The sequence below is a fragment of the Shewanella sp. VK101 genome (assembly GCF_056497865.1).
The window spans coordinates 2,613,490-2,637,491 of the sequence record NZ_CM151402.1 but is presented as its reverse complement, the minus strand read 5'-3'; the positions used below and the strand labels follow the sequence as shown (position 1 = coordinate 2,637,491).

Annotated in this window: 23 protein-coding genes; 16 read left to right on the top strand and 7 right to left on the bottom strand. The window is 52.3% G+C overall.

Annotated features, from left to right (window positions below):
* Positions 1–84: 84 nt before the first annotated feature.
* Positions 85–3,540 (bottom strand): ribonuclease E, encoded by a 3,456-nt coding sequence (rne, locus tag ACSHSR_RS11900; RefSeq protein ID WP_479630782.1) that lies wholly within the window; start codon positions 3,538–3,540, stop codon positions 85–87.
* A 587-nt stretch (positions 3,541–4,127) separates the two neighbouring features.
* On the opposite strand from rne, the gene rluC reads away from it, so the two are divergent.
* Positions 4,128–5,093, top strand: coding sequence for a 23S rRNA pseudouridine(955/2504/2580) synthase RluC (gene rluC, locus ACSHSR_RS11895; protein ID WP_144168484.1), 966 nt, complete (start codon positions 4,128–4,130; stop codon positions 5,091–5,093).
* 21 nt (positions 5,094–5,114) lie between these two features.
* On the top strand, positions 5,115–5,759 hold the full coding sequence (locus tag ACSHSR_RS11890; RefSeq protein ID WP_025888407.1) for an HAD-IA family hydrolase: 645 nt from the start codon (positions 5,115–5,117) through the stop codon (positions 5,757–5,759).
* Between the two features lie 364 nt (positions 5,760–6,123).
* On the opposite strand, the gene ACSHSR_RS11885 is transcribed toward ACSHSR_RS11890, so the two are convergent.
* Both ACSHSR_RS11885 and ACSHSR_RS11880 read right to left on the bottom strand, forming a co-directional pair.
* Positions 6,124–7,137 carry a PAS domain-containing protein gene (locus ACSHSR_RS11885; protein WP_107111103.1) on the bottom strand — a complete coding sequence of 338 codons (1,014 nt, stop codon included), beginning with the start codon at positions 7,135–7,137 and terminating at the stop codon, positions 6,124–6,126.
* A 211-nt stretch (positions 7,138–7,348) separates the two neighbouring features.
* Positions 7,349–7,996, bottom strand: a complete 648-nt coding sequence (locus ACSHSR_RS11880; RefSeq protein WP_045283751.1) for a Maf family protein — start codon at positions 7,994–7,996, stop codon at positions 7,349–7,351.
* A 275-nt stretch (positions 7,997–8,271) separates the two neighbouring features.
* On the opposite strand from ACSHSR_RS11880, the gene yceD reads away from it, so the two are divergent.
* The 11 genes from yceD to ACSHSR_RS11825 all read left to right on the top strand — a co-directional run bounded on the left by yceD (position 8,272) and on the right by ACSHSR_RS11825 (position 16,849).
* Positions 8,272–8,796, top strand: coding sequence for a 23S rRNA accumulation protein YceD (gene yceD, locus ACSHSR_RS11875; RefSeq protein ID WP_025009545.1), 525 nt, complete (start codon positions 8,272–8,274; stop codon positions 8,794–8,796).
* A 16-nt stretch (positions 8,797–8,812) separates the two neighbouring features.
* On the top strand, positions 8,813–8,983 hold the full coding sequence (gene rpmF, locus ACSHSR_RS11870; protein WP_025009546.1) for a 50S ribosomal protein L32: 171 nt from the start codon (positions 8,813–8,815) through the stop codon (positions 8,981–8,983).
* Between the two features lie 15 nt (positions 8,984–8,998).
* Complete coding sequence (gene plsX / locus ACSHSR_RS11865) at positions 8,999–10,027, top strand: phosphate acyltransferase PlsX (protein WP_025009547.1); 1,029 nt, start codon at positions 8,999–9,001, stop codon at positions 10,025–10,027.
* A gap of 9 nt (positions 10,028–10,036) precedes the next feature.
* Positions 10,037–10,996 carry a beta-ketoacyl-ACP synthase III gene (locus ACSHSR_RS11860; RefSeq protein WP_025009548.1) on the top strand — a complete coding sequence of 320 codons (960 nt, stop codon included), beginning with the start codon at positions 10,037–10,039 and terminating at the stop codon, positions 10,994–10,996.
* 129 nt (positions 10,997–11,125) lie between these two features.
* On the top strand, positions 11,126–12,052 hold the full coding sequence (gene fabD / locus ACSHSR_RS11855; protein ID WP_219160058.1) for an ACP S-malonyltransferase: 927 nt from the start codon (positions 11,126–11,128) through the stop codon (positions 12,050–12,052).
* 10 nt (positions 12,053–12,062) lie between these two features.
* Positions 12,063–12,809: a 3-oxoacyl-ACP reductase FabG gene (gene fabG / locus ACSHSR_RS11850; protein WP_025009550.1), complete on the top strand. Its 747-nt coding sequence runs from the start codon at positions 12,063–12,065 to the stop codon at positions 12,807–12,809.
* A gap of 163 nt (positions 12,810–12,972) precedes the next feature.
* A complete protein-coding gene (gene acpP / locus ACSHSR_RS11845; RefSeq protein WP_006081231.1) occupies positions 12,973–13,206 on the top strand; it encodes an acyl carrier protein in 234 nt (77 codons plus the stop codon).
* 192 nt (positions 13,207–13,398) lie between these two features.
* On the top strand, positions 13,399–14,637 hold the full coding sequence (fabF, locus tag ACSHSR_RS11840; protein ID WP_028779317.1) for a beta-ketoacyl-ACP synthase II: 1,239 nt from the start codon (positions 13,399–13,401) through the stop codon (positions 14,635–14,637).
* A 160-nt stretch (positions 14,638–14,797) separates the two neighbouring features.
* Positions 14,798–15,166 carry a hypothetical protein gene (locus ACSHSR_RS11835; protein WP_025888946.1) on the top strand — a complete coding sequence of 123 codons (369 nt, stop codon included), beginning with the start codon at positions 14,798–14,800 and terminating at the stop codon, positions 15,164–15,166.
* Positions 15,167–15,236: 70 nt separating this feature from the next.
* Complete coding sequence (locus ACSHSR_RS11830) at positions 15,237–15,716, top strand: acyl-CoA thioesterase (protein ID WP_025009552.1); 480 nt, start codon at positions 15,237–15,239, stop codon at positions 15,714–15,716.
* 254 nt (positions 15,717–15,970) lie between these two features.
* Positions 15,971–16,849, top strand: coding sequence for an NAD(P)-dependent oxidoreductase (locus ACSHSR_RS11825; protein WP_144221098.1), 879 nt, complete (start codon positions 15,971–15,973; stop codon positions 16,847–16,849).
* A gap of 64 nt (positions 16,850–16,913) precedes the next feature.
* Here the strand turns inward: ACSHSR_RS11825 and cdd are convergent, their stop codons facing one another.
* Together cdd and sbcB are read right to left on the bottom strand one after the other, a co-directional pair.
* Positions 16,914–17,810, bottom strand: a complete 897-nt coding sequence (gene cdd, locus ACSHSR_RS11820) for a cytidine deaminase (protein WP_208124574.1) — start codon at positions 17,808–17,810, stop codon at positions 16,914–16,916.
* 89 nt (positions 17,811–17,899) lie between these two features.
* Positions 17,900–19,315, bottom strand: coding sequence for an exodeoxyribonuclease I (sbcB, locus tag ACSHSR_RS11815; RefSeq protein ID WP_096141683.1), 1,416 nt, complete (start codon positions 19,313–19,315; stop codon positions 17,900–17,902).
* Between the two features lie 183 nt (positions 19,316–19,498).
* On the opposite strand from sbcB, the gene ACSHSR_RS11810 reads away from it, so the two are divergent.
* From ACSHSR_RS11810 to ACSHSR_RS11800, 3 genes are all read left to right on the top strand, one after another.
* Positions 19,499–20,299, top strand: coding sequence for a hypothetical protein (locus tag ACSHSR_RS11810; protein WP_335901299.1), 801 nt, complete (start codon positions 19,499–19,501; stop codon positions 20,297–20,299).
* A 43-nt stretch (positions 20,300–20,342) separates the two neighbouring features.
* Positions 20,343–21,146, top strand: coding sequence for a 23S rRNA (guanine(745)-N(1))-methyltransferase (gene rlmA, locus ACSHSR_RS11805; protein WP_144130848.1), 804 nt, complete (start codon positions 20,343–20,345; stop codon positions 21,144–21,146).
* Between the two features lie 253 nt (positions 21,147–21,399).
* Positions 21,400–21,609 carry a cold-shock protein gene (locus ACSHSR_RS11800; protein ID WP_025009607.1) on the top strand — a complete coding sequence of 70 codons (210 nt, stop codon included), beginning with the start codon at positions 21,400–21,402 and terminating at the stop codon, positions 21,607–21,609.
* A gap of 635 nt (positions 21,610–22,244) precedes the next feature.
* Here ACSHSR_RS11800 and ACSHSR_RS11795 read toward each other — a convergent pair.
* Positions 22,245–23,150, bottom strand: coding sequence for an ABC transporter ATP-binding protein (locus tag ACSHSR_RS11795; protein ID WP_044734370.1), 906 nt, complete (start codon positions 23,148–23,150; stop codon positions 22,245–22,247).
* On the bottom strand, positions 23,147–23,989 hold the full coding sequence (locus ACSHSR_RS11790) for an ABC transporter permease subunit (RefSeq protein ID WP_273642703.1): 843 nt from the start codon (positions 23,987–23,989) through the stop codon (positions 23,147–23,149). The genes ACSHSR_RS11795 and ACSHSR_RS11790 overlap by 4 nt, the downstream gene beginning before the upstream one ends.
* Positions 23,990–24,002 lie beyond the last annotated feature (13 nt).

Sequence of the window (24,002 nt, the reverse complement as noted above, 5' to 3'; positions counted from 1 at the left end):
ATTTCTGTTGTGACAGAAGTGTGAAGCAGATCAAAATAAAAAACCATGCCCGAGGGCATGGTTTTTTCTCAGCAACACTTAGGTTCAGGGACGGGCCATATCTGACTCGGCGCTGTTACCATGGCTCTTGCGTGGCGCGCTTTCGCCATTGGCCTGATACTCACGGCCTTTGGGCACTTCAACGTGAGCACGTTGATCCACCTGTGGCTTGGTTGTATCTGAGCCAACCATAGTGCTGAAGCGACTGACTCTTGGTGCGGCGCTTGCCTGGGTTGTTGCAGGTGTTGCTGCCGGGCTTTCCTTGGCTTCATTGCTTGCCTGACGCGCAGGGCGGCTGATAGCAGCCGGCTTGGCCATAGGGGCAGAGGCGGCGACGCTTGCCGATGCAGTTTCTGCCTTGGGCTTGGATGCAATCTCTTCAGCAGCTTTTGCCTTGGGCGCTTCGCTCGCTTTCCCTGCCGTTTTTGATGGCGCAGCTTCTTTTGCAACTTCAGCTTTTTCAGCTTGGGCTTCAGGCGCTGTCACTGGCTCGGCTTCTGCTGTTTTTGGCTCAGTTTTTACCTCGACTTCGGCGGCTTTTGCATCGGCAACGACTTCTACCTTGGCAGCGACCTCGGCTTGAGGCTTGGTCTCAACCTGAGCTTCGGCTGTTGCTTCAGCTTTGGCTTCAACCTGAGGAGCCGGCTTGGCAACAACTTGAGGTTCAGCTTGCTCTTGAGCTTTGTCGGCAGGCTTTGCTTGCTCAGCGGCGACTTCAACGGCAGCGGCAGGCGCTGATGCCTCGGCGACAACCGCTTCTTTAGCGTTATTTGCTACTTCAGAGGCTGCTTTTTCAGTGCTTGCCTTTTCAGTGCTTTCAGACTCTTCGCCTTCCTGTTCAGTACGGCGACGACGCTGACCGGCTGCGCGCAAATGACGAGGGCTGCGGCGGCTACGGCGTTGGCCTTCGCGCTTGGGCTTATCGTCTTCTTCAGCACCCTCAATGGCTTCGGCATCACTTTGAACACCATTAGCTTGAACACTGGTTTCAGCGATTTGCTCGGCATTGGCAACAGGGCTGACGTCGGCGCTTGCCTGAATGTCTTGTGACACCTCTGCACCTTGGGCTTTAGTGGCAACCTGAGTTGACTCTTCACCCTTCAGCTCGGTAGCGGTTTCGCTCTTGGCTTCTGACTTGGCTTCAACTTCGGCCTGAACTTCCATTTCCTTGGACTCAGCCTGAGCTGCAGCAGGCTTACGACGGCTGCGACGCGGCTTGTCGGTTTGCTCGGCGTTATCCTTGGCATCGCTTTCTTTGGTGCGAGCTGGCTTGGCCTCGGTTTTTGCCTCAACCTTTACTTCAGGTTTGGCCTGGGCGCTGGCTTTCACTTCGGCGCTGGTTGCCTCTGCTGTATTGTCAACGGCTTCCTGTGCATCGCTGGCCTCAATGCGCACCTTACGACGCAGGTTGCGACGTTGGCGACGCTCACGGGCGGCTTCCTGTTTTGGTTCCTGCTCGCTTTCGTCACGGGCCTTGCTGCGGCTCTTGCGTTCATCCACAGCTTCAGACTTGGGAGCCTTGTCGTTACGGTCACCACGGGTTGGCTTGCCGGTATCGTTTGCCTGACGCTTGTTGCCTTGCTCGTCTTTATCACGGGCAGGGCGCTCATTGGCGGACGATTTACGGTTGCGGCTGCGTGAATCGCGGTTACCGTCTTTGTCATCACCACTCTTGCGACGTCTGTCGTTGCGGTCATTGCGACGGTTACGGCGGTTGTTCTGGCCGCTGCCTTCCTGATTGTCTTTAGTGCTCTTTTCCTGCTTCTTGTCGGCTTGTGGCTCGGAAGAGGAGAAGATGGCACCCAGGGCGGCGAAGAAACGGGAAATTATTCCGGGCTTGGCCGCTTCAGTCGTTGCGGCTTTGGCCGCCGGTTTGGCTGTCTGTGGTGCTTCGGCAGTTTCCTGCTTGAGAGGTGTAGCAAAACCACTCAAGGCTGGCTTGGGTGCAGCAGCACGTTCCAGTTTACGTGGCTCATACAGTTTGTTTTCCGGCTCTTCCACACGCTGGTAGCTGACTTCAGAGATCTGGTCGTCCTTGCGATGACGTACCACGCGGTAGTTCGGGGTCATCATGTGTGGATCCGGGATCACATAGACTTCAACATCATGGCGCTGCTCAGTGATGCGTATGGCCTTGCGCTTTTCGTTCAGCAGGTAAGCCGCGACATCCACAGGCACTATGGCCTCAATCTGAGAGGTGTTTTCCTTGATGGCTTCTTCTTCCATCAGGCGCAGAATCGACAGTGCCAGCGACTCGGTACCACGAATGGTGCCTTGGCCGTTACAGCGTGGGCAGATGTGAGCGGCGGACTCTTCCAGAGACGGACGCAGACGCTGACGGGACATTTCCATCAGACCGAAGCGGGAAATACGGCCCAATTGCACACGGGCACGGTCATGGTGAACTGCGTCACGCAGACGGTTTTCCACTTCACGTTGGTGTCTGACCGGAGTCATATCGATGAAGTCGATAACCACCAGGCCGCCCAAGTCGCGCAGACGCAACTGACGGGCAATCTCGTCGGCGGCTTCCAGGTTGGTGTTCAGTGCGGTTTCTTCGATATCGCCGCCCTTGGTGGCTCTGGCGGAGTTGATATCGATAGAGGTCAGTGCTTCGGTGGGATCGATAACGATAGAGCCGCCGGAAGGCAGTCTAACTTCGCGCTGGAATGCGGATTCTATCTGTGACTCAATCTGATAGTGGGTAAAGAGCGGCACTTCAGATGAGTAGGGTTTGACTCTGTCGACAAAATCAGGACGTACCAGGGAGATATGCTGTTTGGCATCGGCATAAATTTGTGGGTGGTCGATTAGAATTTCGCCTACATCACGGCGCAGGTAATCACGGATGGCGCGAACGATAACATTGCTTTCCTGATGAATCAGGAAAGGAGCAGGGCGACTCTCGGCCGCTTCCTGAATCGCTGTCCAATGGTGCAGCAATACCTTCAAGTCCCACTGCAGATCGGCGGCAGCCTTGCCAACACCTGCGGTGCGGACAATCAGCCCCATGCCGTTAGGCACTTCCAGGTTTTCCATGGCCTCTTTCAGCTCAGTGCGCTCATCACCTTCTATCCGACGGGAGATACCACCGGCGCGAGGGTTGTTGGGCATGAGTACCAGGTAAGAGCCGGCCAGACTGATAAAGGTGGTCAGGGCGGCGCCCTTGTTGCCACGTTCTTCTTTATCTATCTGAACTATGACTTCCTGGCCTTCACTGACCACTTCTTTAATGCTGGGACGACCCTGGAAGGAGTAACCTTTGGGGAAGTACTCGCGGGCGATCTCTTTCAGTGGCAGAAAGCCATGGCGTTCGGCACCATAGTCAACAAAAGCCGCTTCCAGAGAGGGTTCTACGCGGGTGATTTTACCTTTATAAATATTGGCTTTCTTCTGCTCATGGCCTGGGCTTTCGATATCCAGATCATAGAGCTGTTGCCCATCAACCAGGGCAACGCGCAACTCCTCGGATTGAGTCGCATTGATTAACATCCGTTTCATGATGACGTCATTCTTCTTAATAAGAGGTCATCAAACGTACTGGTCGCTGCATTACGGGCCTGGTCTCATTCGGGCGACGCCTCTCGGCGTTCCTCCAGGCTGGGAGGTGCGCATTGCTGTTAGACGCATTCGCTGCGTGTCGCATCCTATTTATGGCTTATTTTTCAATGATTACAAAAACAAGGAATTCGTTGTAAAACATCAACCAACCCCATAAATTCTTCAATAATAATCCGGTAATGCCGAAGTCGAGCCTTGTCGTTTGATGACGAGTTAACATTAACTTTCGAAAACAGCATAGTGGCGGCTTGAAAGTGGTCTGAATTTCGTGTTTCCGTCCAGGTTTAACCGTAAAAACAATTTTTCAGTAGTGTTCTTTTATGTACGGTTTGCAAATCAACTATTTGCGACCTCGGAGGTCAGACATCGCTCAAGCGCTTTCCACTGTTCGAACCGTTCATAGATTGAGCAATGGCTCATCAATACGCAGGGTTCGCCGCTGAAATATAGCTGAATTCAAAAAAATCGGCAATCAAAAGCCTCAACATGTTGTACAATAGCGCGCCCCGAACCGCAACATAAGTGTTATGAATACCGAGACGCCATCACCCAATCAGCAAGTTCGCCTGGTGACCATTGACGAAGACAATGTTGGCCAGCGCATTGACAATTTTCTGCTCAGCAAGCTCAAAGGCGTGCCCAAGAGCATGATCTATCGCATAGTGCGCAAGGGCGAAGTCAGGGTCAACAAGAAAAGGATAAAGCCTGAATACAAGTTGGCTGAAGGGGACCAGGTACGCATTCCGCCGGTTCGGGTCAGTGAAGAAAACTACCGCACGGCGCCTTCCGCCAACCTGGAGCGGGTATCGCGCCTAGAGGACAGAATTCTTTTTGAAGACAAGCATATTCTGGTACTGAACAAACCGGCCGGCATCGCCGTACACGGTGGCAGTGGTGTGGATTACGGCGTGATTGAAGCGCTGAGATCCCTGCGACCGCAACAAAAGTTTCTCGAGTTGGTGCACCGTCTGGATAAAGACACTTCCGGAGTGCTTTTGGTTGCCAAGAAGCGCAGCGCGCTAAAACACTTGCATGACCAGCTCAGGCACAAGCAGATGCAAAAAGACTATCAGGCGCTGGTTCGCGGTGAGTGGCAAAAGCACGACAAGGTGGTTAAGGCGCCATTGCTGAAGCTGACGCTCAAATCGGGAGAACGCATTGTGCGGGTAAATACCGAAGGCAAGGCCTCGGAAACCCGCTTCAAAATTTTGCAGCGTTATGACGGTGCCACACTGGTGCAGGCCAGCCCGGTTACCGGTCGTACTCATCAGATCCGGGTACACTGCCAGTATGCCGGTCATCCTATTGCCTGTGACGAAAAGTACAGTGAGCAAAAGTTTGATGACAGTATGCGGGCACTCGGGTTGAATCGCCTGTTTCTACATGCGGCGCAACTTAAGTTCATTCACCCTGACACAGAGACTGAAATGACAGTGCAGGCTCCTTTGGATCCTGCGTTGCTTGAGTTGTTGGATAAACTCACTCGGGTATAGCAAAGAATAAGGAAACAGGCCATGAAGGCATACGAGCTGCTGATATTCGATTGGGACGGCACCCTGATGGACTCAATAGGCAAGATTGTCCGCTGTATGGAAAATACGGCAAGGGTAATGGCCTTGCCTATACCCTCGGAGCAGGCAGTACGTGACATTATTGGCCTATCTATGACAGAGGCCTTGCAATGCCTCTATCCAGCGGGAAGCGTTGGCGAATATCAGGCGCTCAGGGAGGAATATAAGCAGCAGTTCCTGCAGCTTGATACCACGCCTAGCCCACTTTTCAGTGAAACTCCGGCACTGCTGTCACAGCTGCGCAATGAGAAGTATCTGCTGGCGGTGGCGACAGGTAAGGCAAGGGCAGGTCTTGAACGTGTACTGCGGGAAACTGGGCTTGGAGAGTTTTTTCATGCCAGTCGCAGCGCCGATGAGGCGAGAAGTAAACCACACCCGGATATGCTGCAGCAGCTATTGGCTGAATTAAAGATAGCGCCTGAGAGAGCTTTGATGGTGGGTGATTCGGTACACGATCTCAATATGGCTGCCAGTGCCGGTATGGATGCCATAGGGGTCAGTTATGGCGCCCATAGTCGCGAACGCTTACATGAAGCAGCGCCCAAAGCTATTATCGACACGCCATTGGGGCTTTTACATCACCTATGATGCTTACGGGAATACAGTCCCTAGTGCACAGTGAAAAGGCCTGCAGATGCAGGCCTTTTACTTTCTGTATTCTGCTAAGGAAGGTGCGAATAAGTCCTCGTGGCACTCTGGCTTGCACAACAATTGGCGTTCAAGGCATCTGACTGAAGGCATGCCGGGGCCTGTCGAAGTCGGATAACGCAGAAAGCCGGTTGCTGTGAAAGCCCCGAAGGGCGTGGCTTACAAGCCTGCCTGCTGTGTTGTGCTTCTTGCAAAGGACTAGGGCCATTTGCTGCGAACCACGCCTTGCATCCAGGCCAGTAAGCCGACGCAGAGCACACATGGGACTTGTTCGCACCTTCCCTAAATAAAGTGAAGTGCAAGTTCAGGAATTGGCGGTTTTCAACTCCTGGCCCAATTGGGGACTCAGGTTATTCGCGTTTGGGGGCTCTGCGCTCAAGTTCTCTTTGCTCAGGTTCTTTGTGCTCAAGTCCTTTGCACCAAGGCTCCCGCTATTAAGATCCAATGGCTCAGTGCCCAGGCTGGACAAGGCCAGCGCCGACAGACGGGTGATGTCGTGGGACGAGACTATGACGCCGCAAATTTCGCCGGCATCATTGATGCAGGGTGAATGTCGTACACTCATCAGTATCGGCGCGGCCAGATGCGGTGGATGCAACCACTGATTGGCTTCCAGCGTTTCGCCGTTAAAGGCCCGCTCAAGTAGCGGCCGGATCTTCTTCTCAAACGCGCTTACACCGTGCAGTTCAGCAATATGCTTACCTATGATCTCCTCTTGAACGCGGTTGAAAAGCTGCTCATACCCTTTGGAGACCATACGGTAACAGTAATCGGTACCGATAAATGCCAACAGATGATCTGTGGTGGCTATCATCTGCTTGTGCATGGCGAGCTCGCGACTGACCAACATTCTGTGATATTCGAGACCGATACGCTGGGCCAAGATCCGGAAAAACTCTTTTGACTTGGCGCTTTCGGCCTGGGGGAGGGTGTCGAGTACAAAAATATGGCCGACCGGTTTGCCATCACTGCCGAGGATCAACTCGGCCTGATAACTCTGGGCGCCTATCTCGCGGATCATGGCAAAATGGGGAAATCGTTTCTGCAGATCACGGGCGTGGAGTATGTGAGTGCTGGTTTCCTGTTGTTGATAGAGGGACTCACAGGGAGAGCCAGCCAATTCAAACTCAAAAGCAGGCAGAGACTGTTTGTTGTCACAAAAGGCGATGATCTCGCCTTGGAAATCGTTTTTGAGTCGGCCAAAGCCGGCCCAGCGACATTGGGTCACCAAGGCGAGTGCGCGCAGTGCCCGTTGAAAAAAGCGTTTATCTGTGCAGGGAGCAGCCAGTAGAGCCAAGGCTTCTTCGGTATCTGTCATCTTTTCACTCTACAAGGGATCATCAAAAGAGATATGTTGATTAATTGTTATTAGTGTAGAGCGAAAGCCGCGCTGACGCACTTCAATTTACCTTGTTGAGATAAGATTCGGACCCATCCGACACCCGTATCATCTTGCATCACAGTGCCACATGTGCTTTGGCAAGTCTGTAGGAGAGAATAGGTACAGGTAAGAGGCAGCGCCTGAGCCTTCAGCTTCCTGGCGCCGCAGCATCTCCCAATACTTTTATACCTTGACGGGAGAGCATTTCGATGAGCAGGATTAAGGGTAAACCTATTAGTGTGTTGGGATCCCGTCCTTCAAGGGCCCGAAACAGGGCGATGCCCAAGCCTTCACACTTAAAGCTGCCGGCACACCAGAGCGGTTGCTCGCGGCGAACATAGTCGGCGATTTCATCTTGGCTCAGGTTTCTGAAATGCACAGTGAAGGGTTCGACTTCCACCTGAGTTTGGCCGCTGCGGCTGTCAAAGAGCGCCAGCCCGGTATAAAAGGTGATGCTTTTCCCCGAGGCAGCCTGTAATTGTTTGCAGGCTTTCTCTTCAGTCAGTGGCTTGCCGACGATTTGACCATCAATCACAGCGACCTGATCAGAACCTATCACCAGTGCGTTGCTTAGCTGCTTTGCCCCAGCCTGCGCTTTGGCTGCCGCCAGACGCTTGACCAAATCAAAGGCGGTTTCTTCAGGCTGGGGCGTTTCATCCACTTCGGGAGCTACACACTCAAACGCCAAATCCAATTTTGCCAATAGTGCCTTTCGATAGCTGGAGGTTGAGGCTAAAATCAACTGAGGTTCTGTGGGTGATACCGCAGCCTTGGTGCTATCATCTTGGTGGGTCATATCTTGGGTTCCAAAGCGATGTGGGAGCCGGATATTGTCGCCAAGTTTGCCAATGCCTGGCAAGAGTGGCTTTGGGATGAGATGACTGGCTTTATTTTGCGCGGCAACGGCTTGTGAAGAGCCCTATGCTTGGGTAGAATTCTGCGTCCGTCAATTTCGAACCCGTTGGAACAGGCCTATGATGGCTGGGAGCGCACAGGTTTTGTTTCCTTTGCGAGCCTCATCATCATTTTTCCTTTGACTCCGGCGGTTTCAAACTATAATATGCGCGCCTTATGCAAACAGTAAAGATACCGGTTTCAATTGATCCCATTCGTGCTGCGACCAGCCGCCTTAGCTATCAAGGTGTTGTTCCTGGTACGCAACTGAAGCGATTGAATGAATTATGTGCCGGCGACTGTTCCGATGTGACAGTGTCAATTGAGTGTGGTGTGGATTTACAGGGGATAGTCTACCTGAAAGGGAAGGCTGTGACGGAGCTCACTCTGCTATGTCAACGCTGCATGACACTATTTACCACAGAGGTTACGGTCGAGTTTAGTTTCAGTCCTTGCCGGAATGAAGCTGAAATCGATGAGCTCCCGGATGCGTATGACCCTATTGAGTGTAATGAAATTGGCGAAGTTCGTCTGCATCAATTGATTGAAGATGAATTGATACTGGCTATGCCCTTGATACCTACCCATGACGTAGATGAATGTCATACAGGTTCCAAGGATGTGGCTATAGGCGAGATTGAAGCCGCTCAAGAGGAGCGTCCAAATCCGTTTGCAGTGTTAGAAAAACTGAAGAGCAAGTAATCCAGGAGACAGATCAATGGCTGTACAACAGAATAAAAAATCTCGTTCAAAGCGCGGTATGCGCCGTTCACACGATGCACTGAGCACTGCTCAGCTGTCTGTAGACGCTACCAGCGGTGAACTGCATCGTCGTCACAATGTGACTGCTGACGGTTTCTACCGTGGCAAAAAGGTAATCAACAAGTAAGTTGTTGATTGTCTTATGACGAGTCTGACGCTTGCGTTAGATGCGATGGGTGGCGACCATGGCCCCCACGTGACTGTGCCTGCAGCCCTGCAGGCACTTAAATTATATCCAGATCTCAGGTTTATTCTGGTTGGTGACCAAGACCAGATACAGCCATATCTCGCCCAATCCGGGCAAGACATTACAGATAGAATAGAACTCAGGCATACCACTGAAGTGGTCAGTATGTCCGACAGGCCAGTGCATGCTTTGCGTTGCCGGCGTGACAGCTCAATGCGTCAGGCGCTGGATGCTGTGCATAGAGGCGAGGCCCAGGCGTGTGTCAGTGCGGGAAATACCGGCGCGCTGATGGCGATGGCCAAGGTTGTACTAAAGACGCTGCCGGGTATAGACAGACCCGCTTTGGTCAGTTGTCTTCCCACCATCAATCATAAGCCAGTCTATCTGCTGGATCTCGGGGCTAATGTTTCCTGTGATTCAGATACTCTGTTCCAGTTTTCCGTCATGGGTTCAGTACTCTGCGAAGCAGTGACCAAACAACCCAGACCCAAGGTTGCACTGCTCAATGTCGGTAGCGAAGAGATCAAAGGCAACGATCAGGTGCAGCAGGCTGCCCAGTTGTTGCAACATACTCCTCAAATCAATTATCAAGGTTTTATCGAAGGGGATGAGATTTACCGAGGCAAAGTCGATGTGATTGTCTGCGACGGTTTTGTCGGTAATATTACCCTGAAAACTTCAGAAGGCATTGCCAGACTGTTGATCCATCAGCTTAAGGAAGGGCTGACCCGAGGCTTTTTTGTACGCATGTTGGCCAAATTATTGGCTCCCAGTATTCAAAGCGTGCTCAAACAGATGAACCCCGACCACTATAACGGAGCAAGTCTGATAGGATTGCGCGGAATAGTCGTCAAGAGCCATGGGAATGCGGATGAAACTGCCTATTTACAAGCGATTAGCTTGGCAGTCACTGAAGCAAGACGTCGACTCCCTGAGATGATCAAGCAGCGTCTCGAGTCGATACTTTTAGATATAAACAGCTGATTTCTCCTTATGCATACAAAAATTCTTGGAACTGGCAGTTATCTGCCGGCGCAGGTGCGTAGCAATCAGGATCTGGAAAAAATGGTGGAAACCAGTGACCAGTGGATTGTTGAGCGCACGGGTATTTCTGAGCGTCGGATCGCTGATGCCAGTGAAACGGTTGCCACTATGGGTTATCAGGCGGCGTTGAAGGCCATTGAAATGGCAGGCATCGAAGCCGGTGAACTCGATATGATTATCTGCGGCACCACAAGTGCGGCAAACGCCTTTCCGGCAGCTGCTTGTGAAGTGCAGGCCATGTTGGGGGTTCATACCATCCCGGCATTTGATGTCGCTGCGGCTTGTTCCGGCTTTGTCTATGCGCTGTCGGTTGCCGATCAGTTCGTGAAAACCGGTGCGGCCAAGAAAGTGCTGGTAATAGGCGCCGATGTGCTTTCCAGACTCTGTGAGCCGGAAGACAGGACCACCATTATTCTCTTTGGTGATGGTGCCGGTGCCGCCGTGGTGGGCGCCAGTGAAGAGCCGGGGATCATCTCTACCCATATCTACGCCGATGGCCGTCAGGGCGATCTGCTCAAATGTGCCTTTCCACCCAGAGCCGGAGAAACCTCCGAAGCCGTGGGCTTTATGACCATGAAGGGCAACGATGTCTTCAAGGTCGCCGTGACTCAGTTGTCCCATGTGGTGACAGAAACCCTGAGATTGAATAACGTCGACAAGTCAGAAATAGATTGGCTGGTGCCACATCAGGCCAATTTCCGCATTATTAATGCTACAGCCAAGAAATTGGACATGAGTCTTGATAAAGTGGTGCTGACGCTGGCCAAACATGGCAATACTTCAGCTGCCTCAGTGCCGATTGCACTGGACGAAGCGGTGCGCGATGGCCGCATCAAGCGCGGGCAACTCTTGCTGCTTGAAGCCTTCGGTGCCGGTTTTGCCTGGGGTAGCGCCTTGGTTCGCTTCTGATATTCAGTGCCTGCTTTCTTCGCGTAAGTGAGCGGGACGTCTCAATGCATACAAGTTGATCTGCCGGGCAGATCAGTGGACTCGGGCAGCGGCATTAGCTTTGCTGCCTGCAATCATAGGTAAATGAATATGGAAAACTTCGCTTTCGTGTTCCCGGGACAAGGTTCTCAGGCTGTTGGCATGCTTGCCGATCTTGCCGAAGGCTATCCGGTCGTGACCGAGACTTTTCGTGAAGCCAGTGAAGTACTGGGTTACGACTTGTGGCAACTGGTGCAGCAGGGACCGGCCGAAACTCTTAACGAGACTGACAAGACCCAGCCTGCCTTGCTGAGCGCCAGTGTCGCCCTGTATCGCGCCTGGCAAGCGGCCGGCAAATCCGCGCCCAGCGTGATGGCAGGCCACAGTTTGGGTGAATACTCGGCGCTGGTGTGTGCCGGGGTGCTCAAGTTTACCGATGCAGTTAAGTTGGTTGAACTGCGTGGTCAATTGATGCAGCAAGCGGTTCCTGCCGGAACCGGCGCCATGTTTGCCATCATAGGCCTGGATAACGACGCCATTGCCAAGGCCTGTGAAGACAGCGCCGAAGGCGCTGTGGTTAGCCCGGTTAACTACAATAGCCCAGGCCAGGTCGTGATTGCCGGTGAAAAAGCCGCGGTTGAGCGCGCCGCCGCAACCTGTAAGGCAGCAGGCGCCAAAATGGCGGTTGCCTTGCCTGTGAGCGTGCCTTCCCATTGCGCTTTGATGAAGCCTGCCGCCGATAAACTGGCCAGTGCACTGGGTAACATCGAATTTAGCCAGCCGCAAATTCCCGTGATTAACAATGCGGATGTCGCCCAGCCACAAGCTGCCGCTGATATCCGTGATGCCTTGGTACGTCAGCTTTACAGCCCGGTGCGCTGGACTGAAACCGTTGAAGCCATGGCGGCCATGGGGGTCACTGAGCTCTATGAAGTGGGTCCGGGTAAAGTGTTGACCGGGCTTTGCAAGCGCATTAATAAATCCCTTACTGCCAAGGCAGTCAACGATGCCGCTTCTCTGGCTGCATTGATCGAATAAGGAGCTTTTCATGAGCGTAACATTAGACTTAAGCGGCAAGATTGCCCTGGTTACCGGCGCCAGTCGTGGCATTGGCAAGTCGATTGCCACTACTCTGGCCGAGGCCGGTGCCACAGTATTCGGTACCGCAACCAGTGAGCGTGGCGCTGAAGCCATCTCGGCTTATCTGGGCGATAAGGGCCATGGTTTGGTGCTGAATGTCACAGATCCACAATCTGTTGAAAATTTATTTGCCTCGATCAAAGAAAAAGCCGGTGATGTTGATATTCTGGTAAACAATGCTGGCATCACCCGTGACAATTTATTGATGCTGATGAAAGAGGATGAGTGGCAGGATATCCTGGACACCAACCTGACATCTCTTTTCAGGTTATCCAAGCCAGTGATGCGCTCAATGATGAAGAAACGTCATGGTCGTATCATCAATATCGGCTCTGTGGTAGGTACCATGGGCAATGCGGGCCAAGTGAACTACTCTGCGGCCAAAGCGGGTTTGATCGGATTTACAAAATCTCTCGCCAGAGAGGTTGCATCTCGTCAAATTACAGTTAATGCTATTGCTCCTGGTTTTATCCAGACAGATATGACGGATGAGCTGACAGAAGATCAGCAACAGGCCATCATGTCCCAGGTTCCAATGAGACGCTTGGGTCAGGCACAGGAAATTGCCAACGCCGTGCTCTTTTTGGCCTCGGATGCCGCCGCTTACATCACAGGGGAAACCTTGCATGTAAATGGCGGGATGTATATGGTTTAAGGGCGAATGGCAGGGATACTGTCGCAATTGGGTGGTGATCTGCAGCAATTGAGGGCCTAAAATCGTGGTTAGACCACGAATTCTAGGCTTGCAATGTTGGTCAAATCTAATAAACTACTCGCAATCTTACGCAAGTGCGTAATTTGAATAGGAAAGAAAACTAATGAGCAACATCGAAGAACGTGTAAAGAAAATCATCGTAGAGCAACTGGGCGTTAAAGAAGAAGACGTTAAGCCAGCAGCTTCTTTCGTAGACGATCTGGGTGCAGATTCTCTGGACACTGTTGAGTTGGTTATGGCTCTGGAAGAAGAGTTTGATACCGAGATCCCTGATGAGGAAGCTGAGAAAATCACTACCGTTCAGGCAGCGATCGATTACGTTTCCAAGAATCAGTAATCCAGAATTCCAGAAAACAGGCGGCATAATTGCCGCCTGTTTTTGTTTTCGCCCCGTCAGTTTCTGGTTGTACCAGTATCAGCCGATGCATTATCGTGTCTTGTGACCATTCGGCTGCTGGCCGGCGGCAATGGTAGGCTGCAACAGCCTGGCCTATCATGGTAACTCACCCGTTAATCTAAGGTGGACACAGTGACTAAACGTCGAGTCGTTATCACTGGCCTGGGTCTGGTGACCCCGGTCGGCAACACAGTGGACAGCACCTGGCAAGCCTTGCTGGCAGGTCAGAGCGGTATCGCGCCTATCACCAAGTTTGATGCCAGCGAATTCAGCACCCGTTTTTCAGGCTCAGTCAAAGATTTTGACGTAGAGCAGTACCTGTCCCGTAAAGACGCCCGCAAGATGGACCTCTTTATTCAGTACGGTATGGCTGCCGGCATTCAGGCCATGCGTGATTCCGGATTGGAGATGGATAAAGAAGATCCGACCCGAGTCGGAACCGCTATCGGCGCTGGTATGGGCGGCATGTGGTTGATTGAGCAAAACCACAGCGCCTTGATGGCCGGTGGCCCACGTAAAATTTCCCCTTTCTTTGTGCCCAGCACCATCATCAATATGATTGCCGGTCATCTGTCCATCATGTACGGCATGACCGGCCCTAACTTTGCGGTGACAACTGCCTGTACCACCGGGGTTCACAACATAGGTTTCGCAGCCCGTACCATAGCTTATGGCGATGCCGATGTGATGGTTGCCGGTGGCGCAGAAGATGTGACTTGTCCTCTGGGCGTGGGTGGCTTTGCCGCGGCCAAGGCCTTGTCTACCCGTAATGATGACCCTCAGGCGGCCAGCCGCCCATGGGATAAAGACAGAGACGGTTTTGTTATCGGCGACGGCGCCGGGGTACTGGTGCTGGAAGAGTATGAGCGCGCCAAGGCTCGCGGTGCCAAGATTTATGCCGAGCTGGTTGGTTTCGGTATGAGCGGCGATGCCTTCCATATGACCTCGCCGCCAGCCGATGGCGCCGGCGCTGCGGCAGCCATGAAAAATGCGCTGAGAGATGCAAGCCTGGCTCCCGAAAGCATAGATTATATTAACGCTCACGGTACTTCTACGCCGGCAGGCGATAAGGCCGAAGCGGCGGCAGTGAAGTCCATCTTTGGCGATCATGCCTATAAGCTGATGGTGAGCTCCACCAAGTCGATGACGGGTCATTTGCTCGGGGCTGCCGGTGCAGTGGAAACCATTTTCTCTGTGTTGGCCCTTAAAGATCAGGTAGTTCCACCTACCATCAACCTGGACAATCCGGACGAAGGTTGCGATCTGGACTTTGTTGCCCATACCGCACGTCAGACCAAAGTAGAGCATGTGCTATGTAACTCTTTCGGGTTCGGTGGCACCAATGGCTCTTTGTTGCTGAAGCGAGTTTAAGATTCAACCTCTTGAAAAAGCGCCAGATGGCGCTTTTTTTATCTTTAAAATCAGTTAGTCATATTCTCAAGCTAAACCCAGAATTAACCTTTGTTCATCTCTATTGGCATTCCCTGAATATAGCGCCAGAATCCCGCCAAATGATTCTGGAGTTTTCACTATGCTCAATCCTGCAATGTTTCCTGTTATGGCCGTAGTCGGAGCGATTGCTGCCAATTTAACCGAGTTGGTGCGCGGCGAAAACAGCCGCTGGCAACCGGCGATGGAAATTGGTGTTCGCACTTTTAGTTTGGCCATAGCTGCCTATACAGTGCTCTGGTTTGCCTTGTTGACAGCAGCGGTTTATGCCGGCGGCGATGCCGATGTGATAGCCGGGGTAGAGGTGCTTGGCATCTTCCTGCTGGCGATGGGCATTTACTCACTGTTTCATCTGTCCCGTTTTATCAGCAGCAAATTGCAGCTTTGGATCTATCGGCTGGCCTTACCTCTGGTGATTGGCGGAAGTTTCCTGGTATGTAAGTTTGGGTGATTGCGAAATTTTCGCGTACACTCTCAGCCAGGTGCGGTCAGCAGATCGCCAAGCCTGATGAGAGGATCCCATGGCAGGAACAGAGAGACAGATAACCCTGAGGTTTTTGGCCGAGCCCGCTGACGTCAACTTTGGCGGCAAGGTACACGGCGGCGCAGTAATGAAGTGGATTGACTTGGCGGCCTATGCTTGTGCGGCCGGTTGGAGCGGTAAATACTGCATCACGGTTTATGCCGGTGGGATCAGATTTGTCAAACCTATTCATGTGGGCAATATAGTGGAGGTGAGCGCCAAGGTGATCTATACCGGCAGCACCTCCATGCACATAGGTTTGGACGTAAAGGCCGGCGATCCCAAGGATTCCGAGCGCCATCTGACCACTCACTGTATTGTCATCATGGTGGCGGTAGACGATGAAGGTAAACCTACGCCTGTACCTGAATGGCAGCCGACATCGGCAAGAGACATAGAGCTCAGGGATTCGGCAATCAAGTTGATGGAGATGCGCAAGAAAATCGGCGCGGAAATGGAAGCACACGTTCATCCTTAAGTGTTGATTTCAAGAGCCACATTGGTGGCTCTTTTCTGTATGCGGGATGCTGAGTTTGCCCGTATCAACTTCTCCTTTACGCTGCCCCATGGCAAAATGCGGCTTAAACATCGGCTCGAATTGTCACTCTCGGCTTTGGTTTAAACTAAGAATTTTGCTTTAAACCAAAACCTTGGCTTTACGCCAAAGGTTTTGAAGCATGGTCGGCAATCGGGCCAGCCTGTTCCCGCACTTAAAACAATCAAGGAAATATCATGGCGAATGTCGCATTTCTCGGTCTAGGTGTTATGGGGTATCCCATGGCTGGGCATCTGCAAAAACAGGGGCACCAGGTCACTGTTTACAACCGTACTTTCTCCAAGGCTGAAGCCTGGGCGGCAGAGTTTGGTGGGCGCTGCTGCGCGACTCCGGCCCAAGCCGCCGAGGGACAGGATATTGTCTTTGCCTGTGTCGGCAATGATGATGACTTACGCCAGGTCGTACTGGGTGAAGAGGGCGCAGTACATGGTATGGCTCCGGGAAGTATCTTTGTCGATCACACCACTGCCTCATGCGACGTGGCGCGGGAGTTGGCCGCTTTGCTGGCCGAGAAGGACATCGCTTTTATGGACGCGCCGGTTTCCGGCGGTCAGGCCGGTGCCGAGAATGGGGTATTGACCATTATGGCCGGCGGCTCAGAGGCGGTATTTGCGCGGGTAAAACCTGTGATGGCTGCCTATGCCCGCTGCGCCGAACTATTGGGAGATGTTGGCGCCGGGCAGTTGACCAAGATGGTCAATCAAATCTGCATTGCCGGTGTGGTACAAGGTTTGGCCGAAGCCATGCATTTTGCCAAGAGCGCCGGGCTCGATGGCGAGAAGGTAGTTGAGGTGATCAGCAAAGGCGCGGCCCAGAGCTGGCAAATGGAAAATCGTCACAAGACCATGTTGAAGGGTGAGTATGATTTTGGATTTGCGGTGGACTGGATGCGCAAAGACTTAGGCATAGCCCTCAATGAAGCCAGACGCAATGGCTCGCATTTGCCGCTGACCGCCATGGTCGATCAATTTTACGGTGAAGTACAGGCCATGGGCGGTAACCGCTGGGATACTTCCAGTCTGATGGCTCGCCAGGAGAAGTGCCGTAGCAAGTAAGGCAGGCGATTGGAGATAATAAAAGGACAGCTTCTGCTGTCCTTTTTGGGTTTTGAGTCTGCTATCAATTGGGCTCAGGGCTGACCACTATATGTTCCAGCTCTACAGGCGCCACTGCGTGCAGGGCGTCCATGCTGGCTCCCACCAGAGAGATTTTGCCAGTGGCCGATTCCAGCAGCAGTGCCCGTTTGATTTCACTGAAGCTGCGGTTATGGCGCAGCAGGGTCGACAGTGCCATCTGCATTGGCATCATGGATGGGTTAAATGCGGCGTTCTCGGCGTAACGGCCACAGAAGGTGGCGCCATCAGCCGTTTCCAGTACTACCGCACAATGGCTCTTGCTGTACGGGGCATAGCTGAGGCTGGCGTGATCCAGCGCCTCAATCACCATGGGATCGGAGCTCTCTAACGCCAGGTTTACCTGTTGTTTACTCAGCAAAGGCGTGGTGACATTGAGATCTTTGGGACCAAAGGCGTAGGGCAGGTAATGACTCAAAGGCGCTGTAGGCTGCTTGGGCAGATGAATGCGGATCTCTTGCCCGGCCACCAGCTCATTCATAAACTGACGGCAGTGGCCGCAGGGACTCTCGTTGACTATGATATCGACTATCTGGCTTTCACCGCTCAGCCAGGCATGACTGATGGCGCTTTGCTCGGCGTGAACCGAGTGACACAAGGCTTCACCCGGTAGTTCGATATTGGCGCCCATATAGATATCACCGCTCTTGCCTTTGGCGATGGCGCCGACATAGAACTCACTGATTGGCGGATTGGCCAGTGCCGCAGCAATAGGCAAGAGCGCCAGCAGTAATTCATCATCACCAAGGCCGCTGACCTTGGCCAACTCACTCAGCTGCTGTGCATCCAGATGACCGGCGAACTCATCGTTGAGCAGTGGCACCAATTGCTCGGTAAGTGTCTTGGGCAACTGGTTCAGGCTGTTTACAAATCTGTCTTGCATTGGCCATTCCTTGTTAAATGTTAAGCTAATGGTTATCCAGTTTAGTCAGGAAGTTACAGTGGAAACGGGACTGGCTTCGCAAAATTCCGTTAAAGCGCTTGTAAGTATTGCACCAGAGCCTTGAGAAGTCGCTGGTGACTTTCATTTTCGGCAGTTTCTTCCAACAGATTTTCTAAGCGAATGACATAATCCGGATCGTTGAGCCTTTGCTGACAGAACTCATGCCAGCGCAGTGTTTCTTTGTCCGTAAGTGTCGAGGGATAGTTGCGGGCACGGTAACGAAACAGCATCTCCTTGAGCCTGGGGTCGTCAAAGCTGAGATCCAGCGCCGCCAGGTTATCGGGGGCGGTATGGCGGATCATCTCCATCTTGGCCTTATCCGCCGGAGAGAAGAATCCTCCGCTGTAGAGCATAAGATCCGGATCTGTACTCTGGTTGTCTCTTGGGGTATCAAACAGGCTTGCCAGCTTGGCGCGGATCTGCGGATGCTGGCGCAGGCGCTTGTATTGCTCGCGGGCAAAGGCCTTGTCAAATCCAATCCGCTCGGCGGCTTCATCGGTCAGTGTCTTGGCGGTGGCAATAAAGGGGCACTTATTGATATGCACCTGTTTGACAGGTATGGGTAATTCATCTTCTGCCAATTCGCTTCTTGGCGTATAGAGGCGCTCGCGAATGCTGTCTACATCCAATTCAATCAGCGGGCTGATATCCATATGCAGGTTAACGCAGACAATGGCATTCTTGTTCTCCGGATGATGGGCCACAGGGGCAATGAGAGTGGCACAGCCCTGAGTCGCCGGGATCTTGGAGCTGATATGCACCAAGGGTTGCATATTGAGTACATCGATTTGCTCAGAAACTGCCTGCTTGCGTCTGAGTTTGAAATAGTAGTCAAACAGCCTTGGTTGTTTCTCTTTTATCAGTTTGGCCAAGGCTATGGTGGCGTAAACATCTGACATGGCATCGTGAGCCTTTTCATGGCCGAGTCCGTTGGCCTGGGTCAGATGTTCGAGCTTGAAACTGGGAGAGCCGTCCTCTTTGGTTGGCCAGTTGATCCCGTCCGGGCGCAGGGCATAGCAGGCCCGAACCAGATCGATAATGTCCCAGCGGGAATTGCCTTGCTGCCATTCTCTGGCATAGGGATCGATAAAGTTACGGTAAAAACCATAACGGCTGACCTCATCATCAAATCGCAGCGAGTTGTAGCCGGCGACGCAGGTATTGGCTTGGCTGAACAGGGCATTGATCCGCCCCATAAACTCGGTTTCCGGTAGCCCTTTGCCATTGGCCAGTTGCGGCGTGATCCCTGTGATGAGGATCGCCTCGGGAGAGGGCAGGTAATCGCTGGCTATCTGACAGTAAAAGGTCTCGGGCTCGCCAATGATGTTCAGCTCCAGATCGGTACGTATCCCGGCAAACTGCGCCGGCCTGTCTTTCGCCGGATTAGCACCGAATGTTTCATAATCATGCCAGAATATGGAAGGCTGAGGTTGGGCTTGACTCATGCTGATGACTTTGGCTCTGTAGACAAAAGCTTATCTTAACATTTTTTTACGGAAATGGGATTTTGCCGGCATTATCGCTGGTATTTCGGTTAAAAACCGCCCTTGGTGAATCGATGGTCTCTGGTTACAATAAGCGGCCTGCCGGCAGGGACAACGAGGTTCAGATTACCCGAAGGGATGCAGATGTACAGTCAGTTTTTCAGTTCACCCACCATAGTCAATCTTTCAATGCCGACCAGGTTGTGCCTCAGCCTGCAGGACAGTGTCAGTGATTTTGTGTTGTCGGAGGCCTTGCGCTCGCCGCTGCTTGAATGGGTAATGCTTGAAGGAGAAGACAAGGCTTCGCAGGGGCAGTTTATTTTGAGGCTGCAACCTTTTCTGACTCAGCAGTTGCTACCCTTGGAATCCGTCAGGAAGGATGGAGTGTCGCGCACGGCAGGTCAGGGCTTTAGACTCTACTCTGAAGTTGGAACCAGTACTTCAAATTGCATCGCTGCCCTGAGGCAGGGAGTGTGTCTCGATTTATGGCCGGGGCAGACATTTCTCTGCTCGTTACAAACCGGCAGATTCGAGCTGCTGCCCCTGGAGCAGGATTTGCGTTTGTCCCAGGAGCCAAGAGAGATCATTCTGGCCAAGACAGCGTTGGCCGAAGCTCAGGATTATCAAGCCAGTAGTGAAAAGTTGGCGGTGCAACTCAGTGAAGTGACTCAGGCTCGAATCAGGCTGGAACGATACCAGCAGGCGCATGGGGCTAAATTGCCCGAAGGCCTGCTCAACGAAGTCTGGCATCTGCTCACAGGTCTATCCCAGAAACGTCAATGGCTGCTGCGATGTTATAATCAGTCGCTTGAGCGTCCCAATTACCGCCAGAGTGCCAACCATGATGGCACCGAAGAAAAGCTCAGGCGCGCGCTTGAGTGCTATGAACTCTTGTCATCGCCGGAGCTCAATGCCATGGTCAGGCAGTTGACCGACGAAGAGTAAAACCACCTTGGGCTGCAAAGCCCGATTCTGATGGAAGTAATGCATGACTTATATTTGTCCCCTGTGCCGCAGCGAGTTGGTGCAGGACGGAAAACAATGGCGTTGTGGCCAAAACCACAGTTTTGATCAGGCAAAGGAAGGCTATATCAATCTGTTGCCGGTGCAGAAGAAAAACTCCCGCGATCCCGGTGACAACAAGCAGATGATGCAGGCCAGGCGCGCTTTTTTGAACGCCGGCTATTATCAGGCTCTCAGCGACAGGGTCAACGAGCTGGCGCTGGAGTATGGCAAGGGAAAACCCGAGATTTTGGATCTGGGCTGCGGTGAAGGCTACTACAGCGAGCGTTTGCAACAAGCTGTTGGCGGCGAACTCTATGGATTGGATATTTCCAGAACTGCGATTCGCTACGCCGCCAAGGCACATCCCCAGATGCGCTTTTGTGTGGCCAGCGCCTACGACATGCCTTATGCCGATGCTGCTTTTGATCTCATGTTGCGTATCTATGCACCATCAAAAGATAAGGAGTTGGCGCGGGTGTGTAGGCCAGGCGGCATTTTTATCTGTGTATCCCCAGGCCCCAGACATCACTTTCAGTTGAAAGAGATCATCTACAGTGAGCCAAGAGAGCATGAGCCGACCAAGTCAGAGCTACCGGGTTTTGGTCTGCTGCATGATGAGCGATTGCAGTGGCCGCTGGTTTTACCGGCCGGGCAGGTTTGCAATGACTTTTTGGAGATGACTCCCTATGCCTGGAAGCTCAGCGCCGAACAAAAACAGCAGCTGCAGGCTGAGGGATTGGGTTGTGAGCTGGATTTTTACATTCAGGTTTACCGGCGTAATACATAAGACGTAGAACTATAAGATAGGTTTCAACTTGTTACGGCAAATACTCGAAATTTAAGTAAAAAAAACCTCAAGGGCTCAATTAAGTTTGTTGACTTATCTCCAGAATGATTTATAGTCTACTTAGCTTGAAAGTTGGGCTTATTTTTATGTCTTCAATACGACCAGTTCGTCCTGTAAACATAAGTAATACCGGCATTTTCAGCTCCACCGCCGTTAAGGCTTAAAAGATAGTTTTATTTACAGGATTTATATCATGTCACAAGTAACTGGTGTAGTTAAGTGGTTCAACTCTGACAAAGGTTTCGGTTTCATCGAGCAAGAGTCTGGTCCAGACGTGTTTGTACACTTCCGCGCCATCAACTCTGACGGCTTCAAGACTCTGGACGAAGGTCAGAAAGTATCCTTCACTGTTACTCAGGGCCAGAAAGGTCCTCAAGCTGAAAACGTTTCTGTTATCGGCTAATCGCTTTTCGGGGTAACCCGAGCGATACAGTAATAAACCGCGCTAGCCTACACTTTTGTGTGTAAGGAAGCGCGGTTTTTTTATGCCTTGATTTTCATGTATTGGTTGTTCATGTCTTCATAGTTAAGCCAGCTCAATTTCTATCTCTTCAGTCTTTTATCTCTTCAACAAGTGGTCTCTGGCTAGAGCTTTTATTCTAATTTGTAGTGATCTCTCAAATTAAGATTAACTTATTTCAAGCTATTACTCTGTTTTAAAAAATATACCTTCATTTATCCCGATAACCGCAATTGAGTCTCTGATTTATCCGATTTTGGCAGGCCCCCGGTACGACTTCTGTCAGGCCCAAGCCACTCCTTACGAAAAATAACGCACTTGTGCCTTTCCCAAGACTTTGTTGGTGAAAATAGCAGGCATAAAGTAGAAAGGGATGTGATTAAGCTGCTGCAAACTGATTTTGATACAAATTGATATGAATGAGTGTAAATAGCGGGGCTAGGTGAAAATACCCTGGGTGGTTCGATTAAAAAAGTAAAAGCGTGACACTAACCTGCTGTAGACGAAAGAAAAAACCTATGCCAAGGCATAGGTTTTTGCGTGTCAGGGCTCGACAGGTATAGACGAGTGGCTGAGATTCAGGCTGCGCCGTCGAACAGTGTATCTTCCAGTGTGCGGCCTCGCATCAGGCTGCGATATTGCCAGCCATTTTGCTTGAGTAGCTGCAGCAGCTCGATATCCAAGGTGTCCTTCTCCGGTTGGTAACGGATAAGGTAGTTTTGTTTGCCCTTGGCCGAGACCTCGTAAACACCTTCAAGGGCGTAGAGTGCCTCCAGCAGTTTTTCCTGATCACAGTGTTGCATCTGCAACGTCAGATAGGCTTCGGCGCTGCTCTGCTGCATGGTGACCGACTGGCTCAGTTTACCTTTGTCCAGATACAGCACTCTATCACAGAGCTTTTCCAGCTCATCCAGATTGTGGGAGCTGATAATAAAGGTGGTGTCTGCGCTCAGGGATTCTACCAACTCGCGAATTTTGCGGGCGTTGGCGGGATCCAGTCCGGCCGTGGGTTCATCCAGCAGCACCAACTTGGGGTTGCCTATCAGCGCCTGAGCAATCGCGGCGCGTTTCCCCATACCATGACTCAGAGAGTTGGGTTTTTGATTGGCGACGTCCTCAAGGCCTACCAGCGCCAGCACCCGCATGGATTCAGCCTTGGCAGCTTCGGCGCCCATACCTTGCATGCGGGCAAACAGGCTGAATTGAGTCAGCAGGCTGAAGCCGGGATCCAGGGCGGCGTCCTGGGGCAGGGCAGAGATCTGTCCCAAAAGTTCGCTACTACCCGGGCGCTGTCCCATCACAGTGATTTCACCACTACTTGGACGTATATAACCCAGCAGCAGGCTCATCAATGTAGTCTTGCCGGCACCGTTTGGGCCGACCAGGGCGATGGGACTACCGGGCTCCAGTTGCAAGTCGACGCTATCCAATGCCCGCTTGCTGCCGTAGAGTTTGCTCAGGCCTTTACAGTTAATCAGACTCATAGATCACCTCGCTGCATCATGGTGCGGCCTATTGCCAATAACCCAATGGTTTGCAGCAGTGGCAACCAAGCACTTGACAGTGCCGTTAGCGGTTGGGCATTGAGCATGGCATCTATCTGTGCTCCGGGCACCAGATAACCGATGAAAGAGAGCATGGGCAGCTGAGCATTGATAACCGCCATTACTATCATCATGGCGGCAAAGAAAAGCACCGCAAAAACACTGGCTAATCTGGCCGAGCTGGCCCAGAGTGAGAACAGCGCCATCAGGGCGGTGTAGGGCAGCAGGATCAATACCAGATTGAGTGTCATCATCAAGCCGGAAGTCAGCGCGGGTAGCACCAACGCCATATCCCGGCTCATGGCCAAAAATACGGTTGCTATGACTGTGATGGCAACCAACAGCAATTGGATCAACATCATGCCGAGGAAGCGGCCGAAGAAGAGGGCATCGCGGCCCGAACGCAGGCTGAGGAAGCGCAGTGTGCCGCGGTTTTTGTCCGAGGCGAACTGATCGCCGCAGATAAGAATGCTGAACATGGGGAACAGGTAGAGACTGATGACCCAATAGACGGCTTGCTCGGCAACCGGCCAGGCAAATAGTTGATCCATAGTGCCTTCACCGAAGGCACCGGTAACAAAATGCTTGAAGTCCGGGTTCAACAGAAAGCTGGCGGCACCTCGGACCGGATAGGCGAGGATCAGCAGCCACACCAGGGCGAAAGCTATCATCGCCAGGGTGCCACGGCGGTGGAAAATGAGTTTATAGAGTTCAAATCCCGCGAGTTGCAGGGCGTTTTTCAGCCCTCCGGGATGAGTGCTGTGAGTTGCAGTTGTCATGTGGTTCCTTGTT

Excerpts from the sequence above, each read along its gene's own strand:
- rpmF (WP_025009546.1), top strand. The coding sequence starts at position 8,813 with ATGGCTGTACAACAGAATAAAAAATCTCGTTCAAAGCGCGGTATGCGC.
- rluC (WP_144168484.1), top strand. The coding sequence starts at position 4,128 with ATGAATACCGAGACGCCATCACCCAATCAGCAAGTTCGCCTGGTGACC.
- plsX (WP_025009547.1), top strand. The coding sequence starts at position 8,999 with ATGACGAGTCTGACGCTTGCGTTAGATGCGATGGGTGGCGACCATGGC.
- acpP (WP_006081231.1), top strand. The coding sequence starts at position 12,973 with ATGAGCAACATCGAAGAACGTGTAAAGAAAATCATCGTAGAGCAACTG.
- ACSHSR_RS11795 (WP_044734370.1), bottom strand. The coding sequence starts at position 23,150 with ATGAGTCTGATTAACTGTAAAGGCCTGAGCAAACTCTACGGCAGCAAG.
- yceD (WP_025009545.1), top strand. The coding sequence starts at position 8,272 with ATGCAAACAGTAAAGATACCGGTTTCAATTGATCCCATTCGTGCTGCG.
- cdd (WP_208124574.1), bottom strand. The coding sequence starts at position 17,810 with ATGCAAGACAGATTTGTAAACAGCCTGAACCAGTTGCCCAAGACACTT.
- ACSHSR_RS11830 (WP_025009552.1), top strand. The coding sequence starts at position 15,237 with ATGGCAGGAACAGAGAGACAGATAACCCTGAGGTTTTTGGCCGAGCCC.
- fabG (WP_025009550.1), top strand. The coding sequence starts at position 12,063 with ATGAGCGTAACATTAGACTTAAGCGGCAAGATTGCCCTGGTTACCGGC.
- sbcB (WP_096141683.1), bottom strand. The coding sequence starts at position 19,315 with ATGAGTCAAGCCCAACCTCAGCCTTCCATATTCTGGCATGATTATGAA.
- ACSHSR_RS11860 (WP_025009548.1), top strand. The coding sequence starts at position 10,037 with ATGCATACAAAAATTCTTGGAACTGGCAGTTATCTGCCGGCGCAGGTG.
- fabD (WP_219160058.1), top strand. The coding sequence starts at position 11,126 with ATGGAAAACTTCGCTTTCGTGTTCCCGGGACAAGGTTCTCAGGCTGTT.
- rlmA (WP_144130848.1), top strand. The coding sequence starts at position 20,343 with ATGACTTATATTTGTCCCCTGTGCCGCAGCGAGTTGGTGCAGGACGGA.
- ACSHSR_RS11880 (WP_045283751.1), bottom strand. The coding sequence starts at position 7,996 with ATGACCCACCAAGATGATAGCACCAAGGCTGCGGTATCACCCACAGAA.
- ACSHSR_RS11800 (WP_025009607.1), top strand. The coding sequence starts at position 21,400 with ATGTCACAAGTAACTGGTGTAGTTAAGTGGTTCAACTCTGACAAAGGT.
- ACSHSR_RS11825 (WP_144221098.1), top strand. The coding sequence starts at position 15,971 with ATGGCGAATGTCGCATTTCTCGGTCTAGGTGTTATGGGGTATCCCATG.
- ACSHSR_RS11890 (WP_025888407.1), top strand. The coding sequence starts at position 5,115 with ATGAAGGCATACGAGCTGCTGATATTCGATTGGGACGGCACCCTGATG.
- ACSHSR_RS11790 (WP_273642703.1), bottom strand. The coding sequence starts at position 23,989 with ATGACAACTGCAACTCACAGCACTCATCCCGGAGGGCTGAAAAACGCC.
- ACSHSR_RS11810 (WP_335901299.1), top strand. The coding sequence starts at position 19,499 with ATGTACAGTCAGTTTTTCAGTTCACCCACCATAGTCAATCTTTCAATG.
- ACSHSR_RS11885 (WP_107111103.1), bottom strand. The coding sequence starts at position 7,137 with ATGACAGATACCGAAGAAGCCTTGGCTCTACTGGCTGCTCCCTGCACA.
- rne (WP_479630782.1), bottom strand. The coding sequence starts at position 3,540 with ATGAAACGGATGTTAATCAATGCGACTCAATCCGAGGAGTTGCGCGTT.
- ACSHSR_RS11835 (WP_025888946.1), top strand. The coding sequence starts at position 14,798 with ATGCTCAATCCTGCAATGTTTCCTGTTATGGCCGTAGTCGGAGCGATT.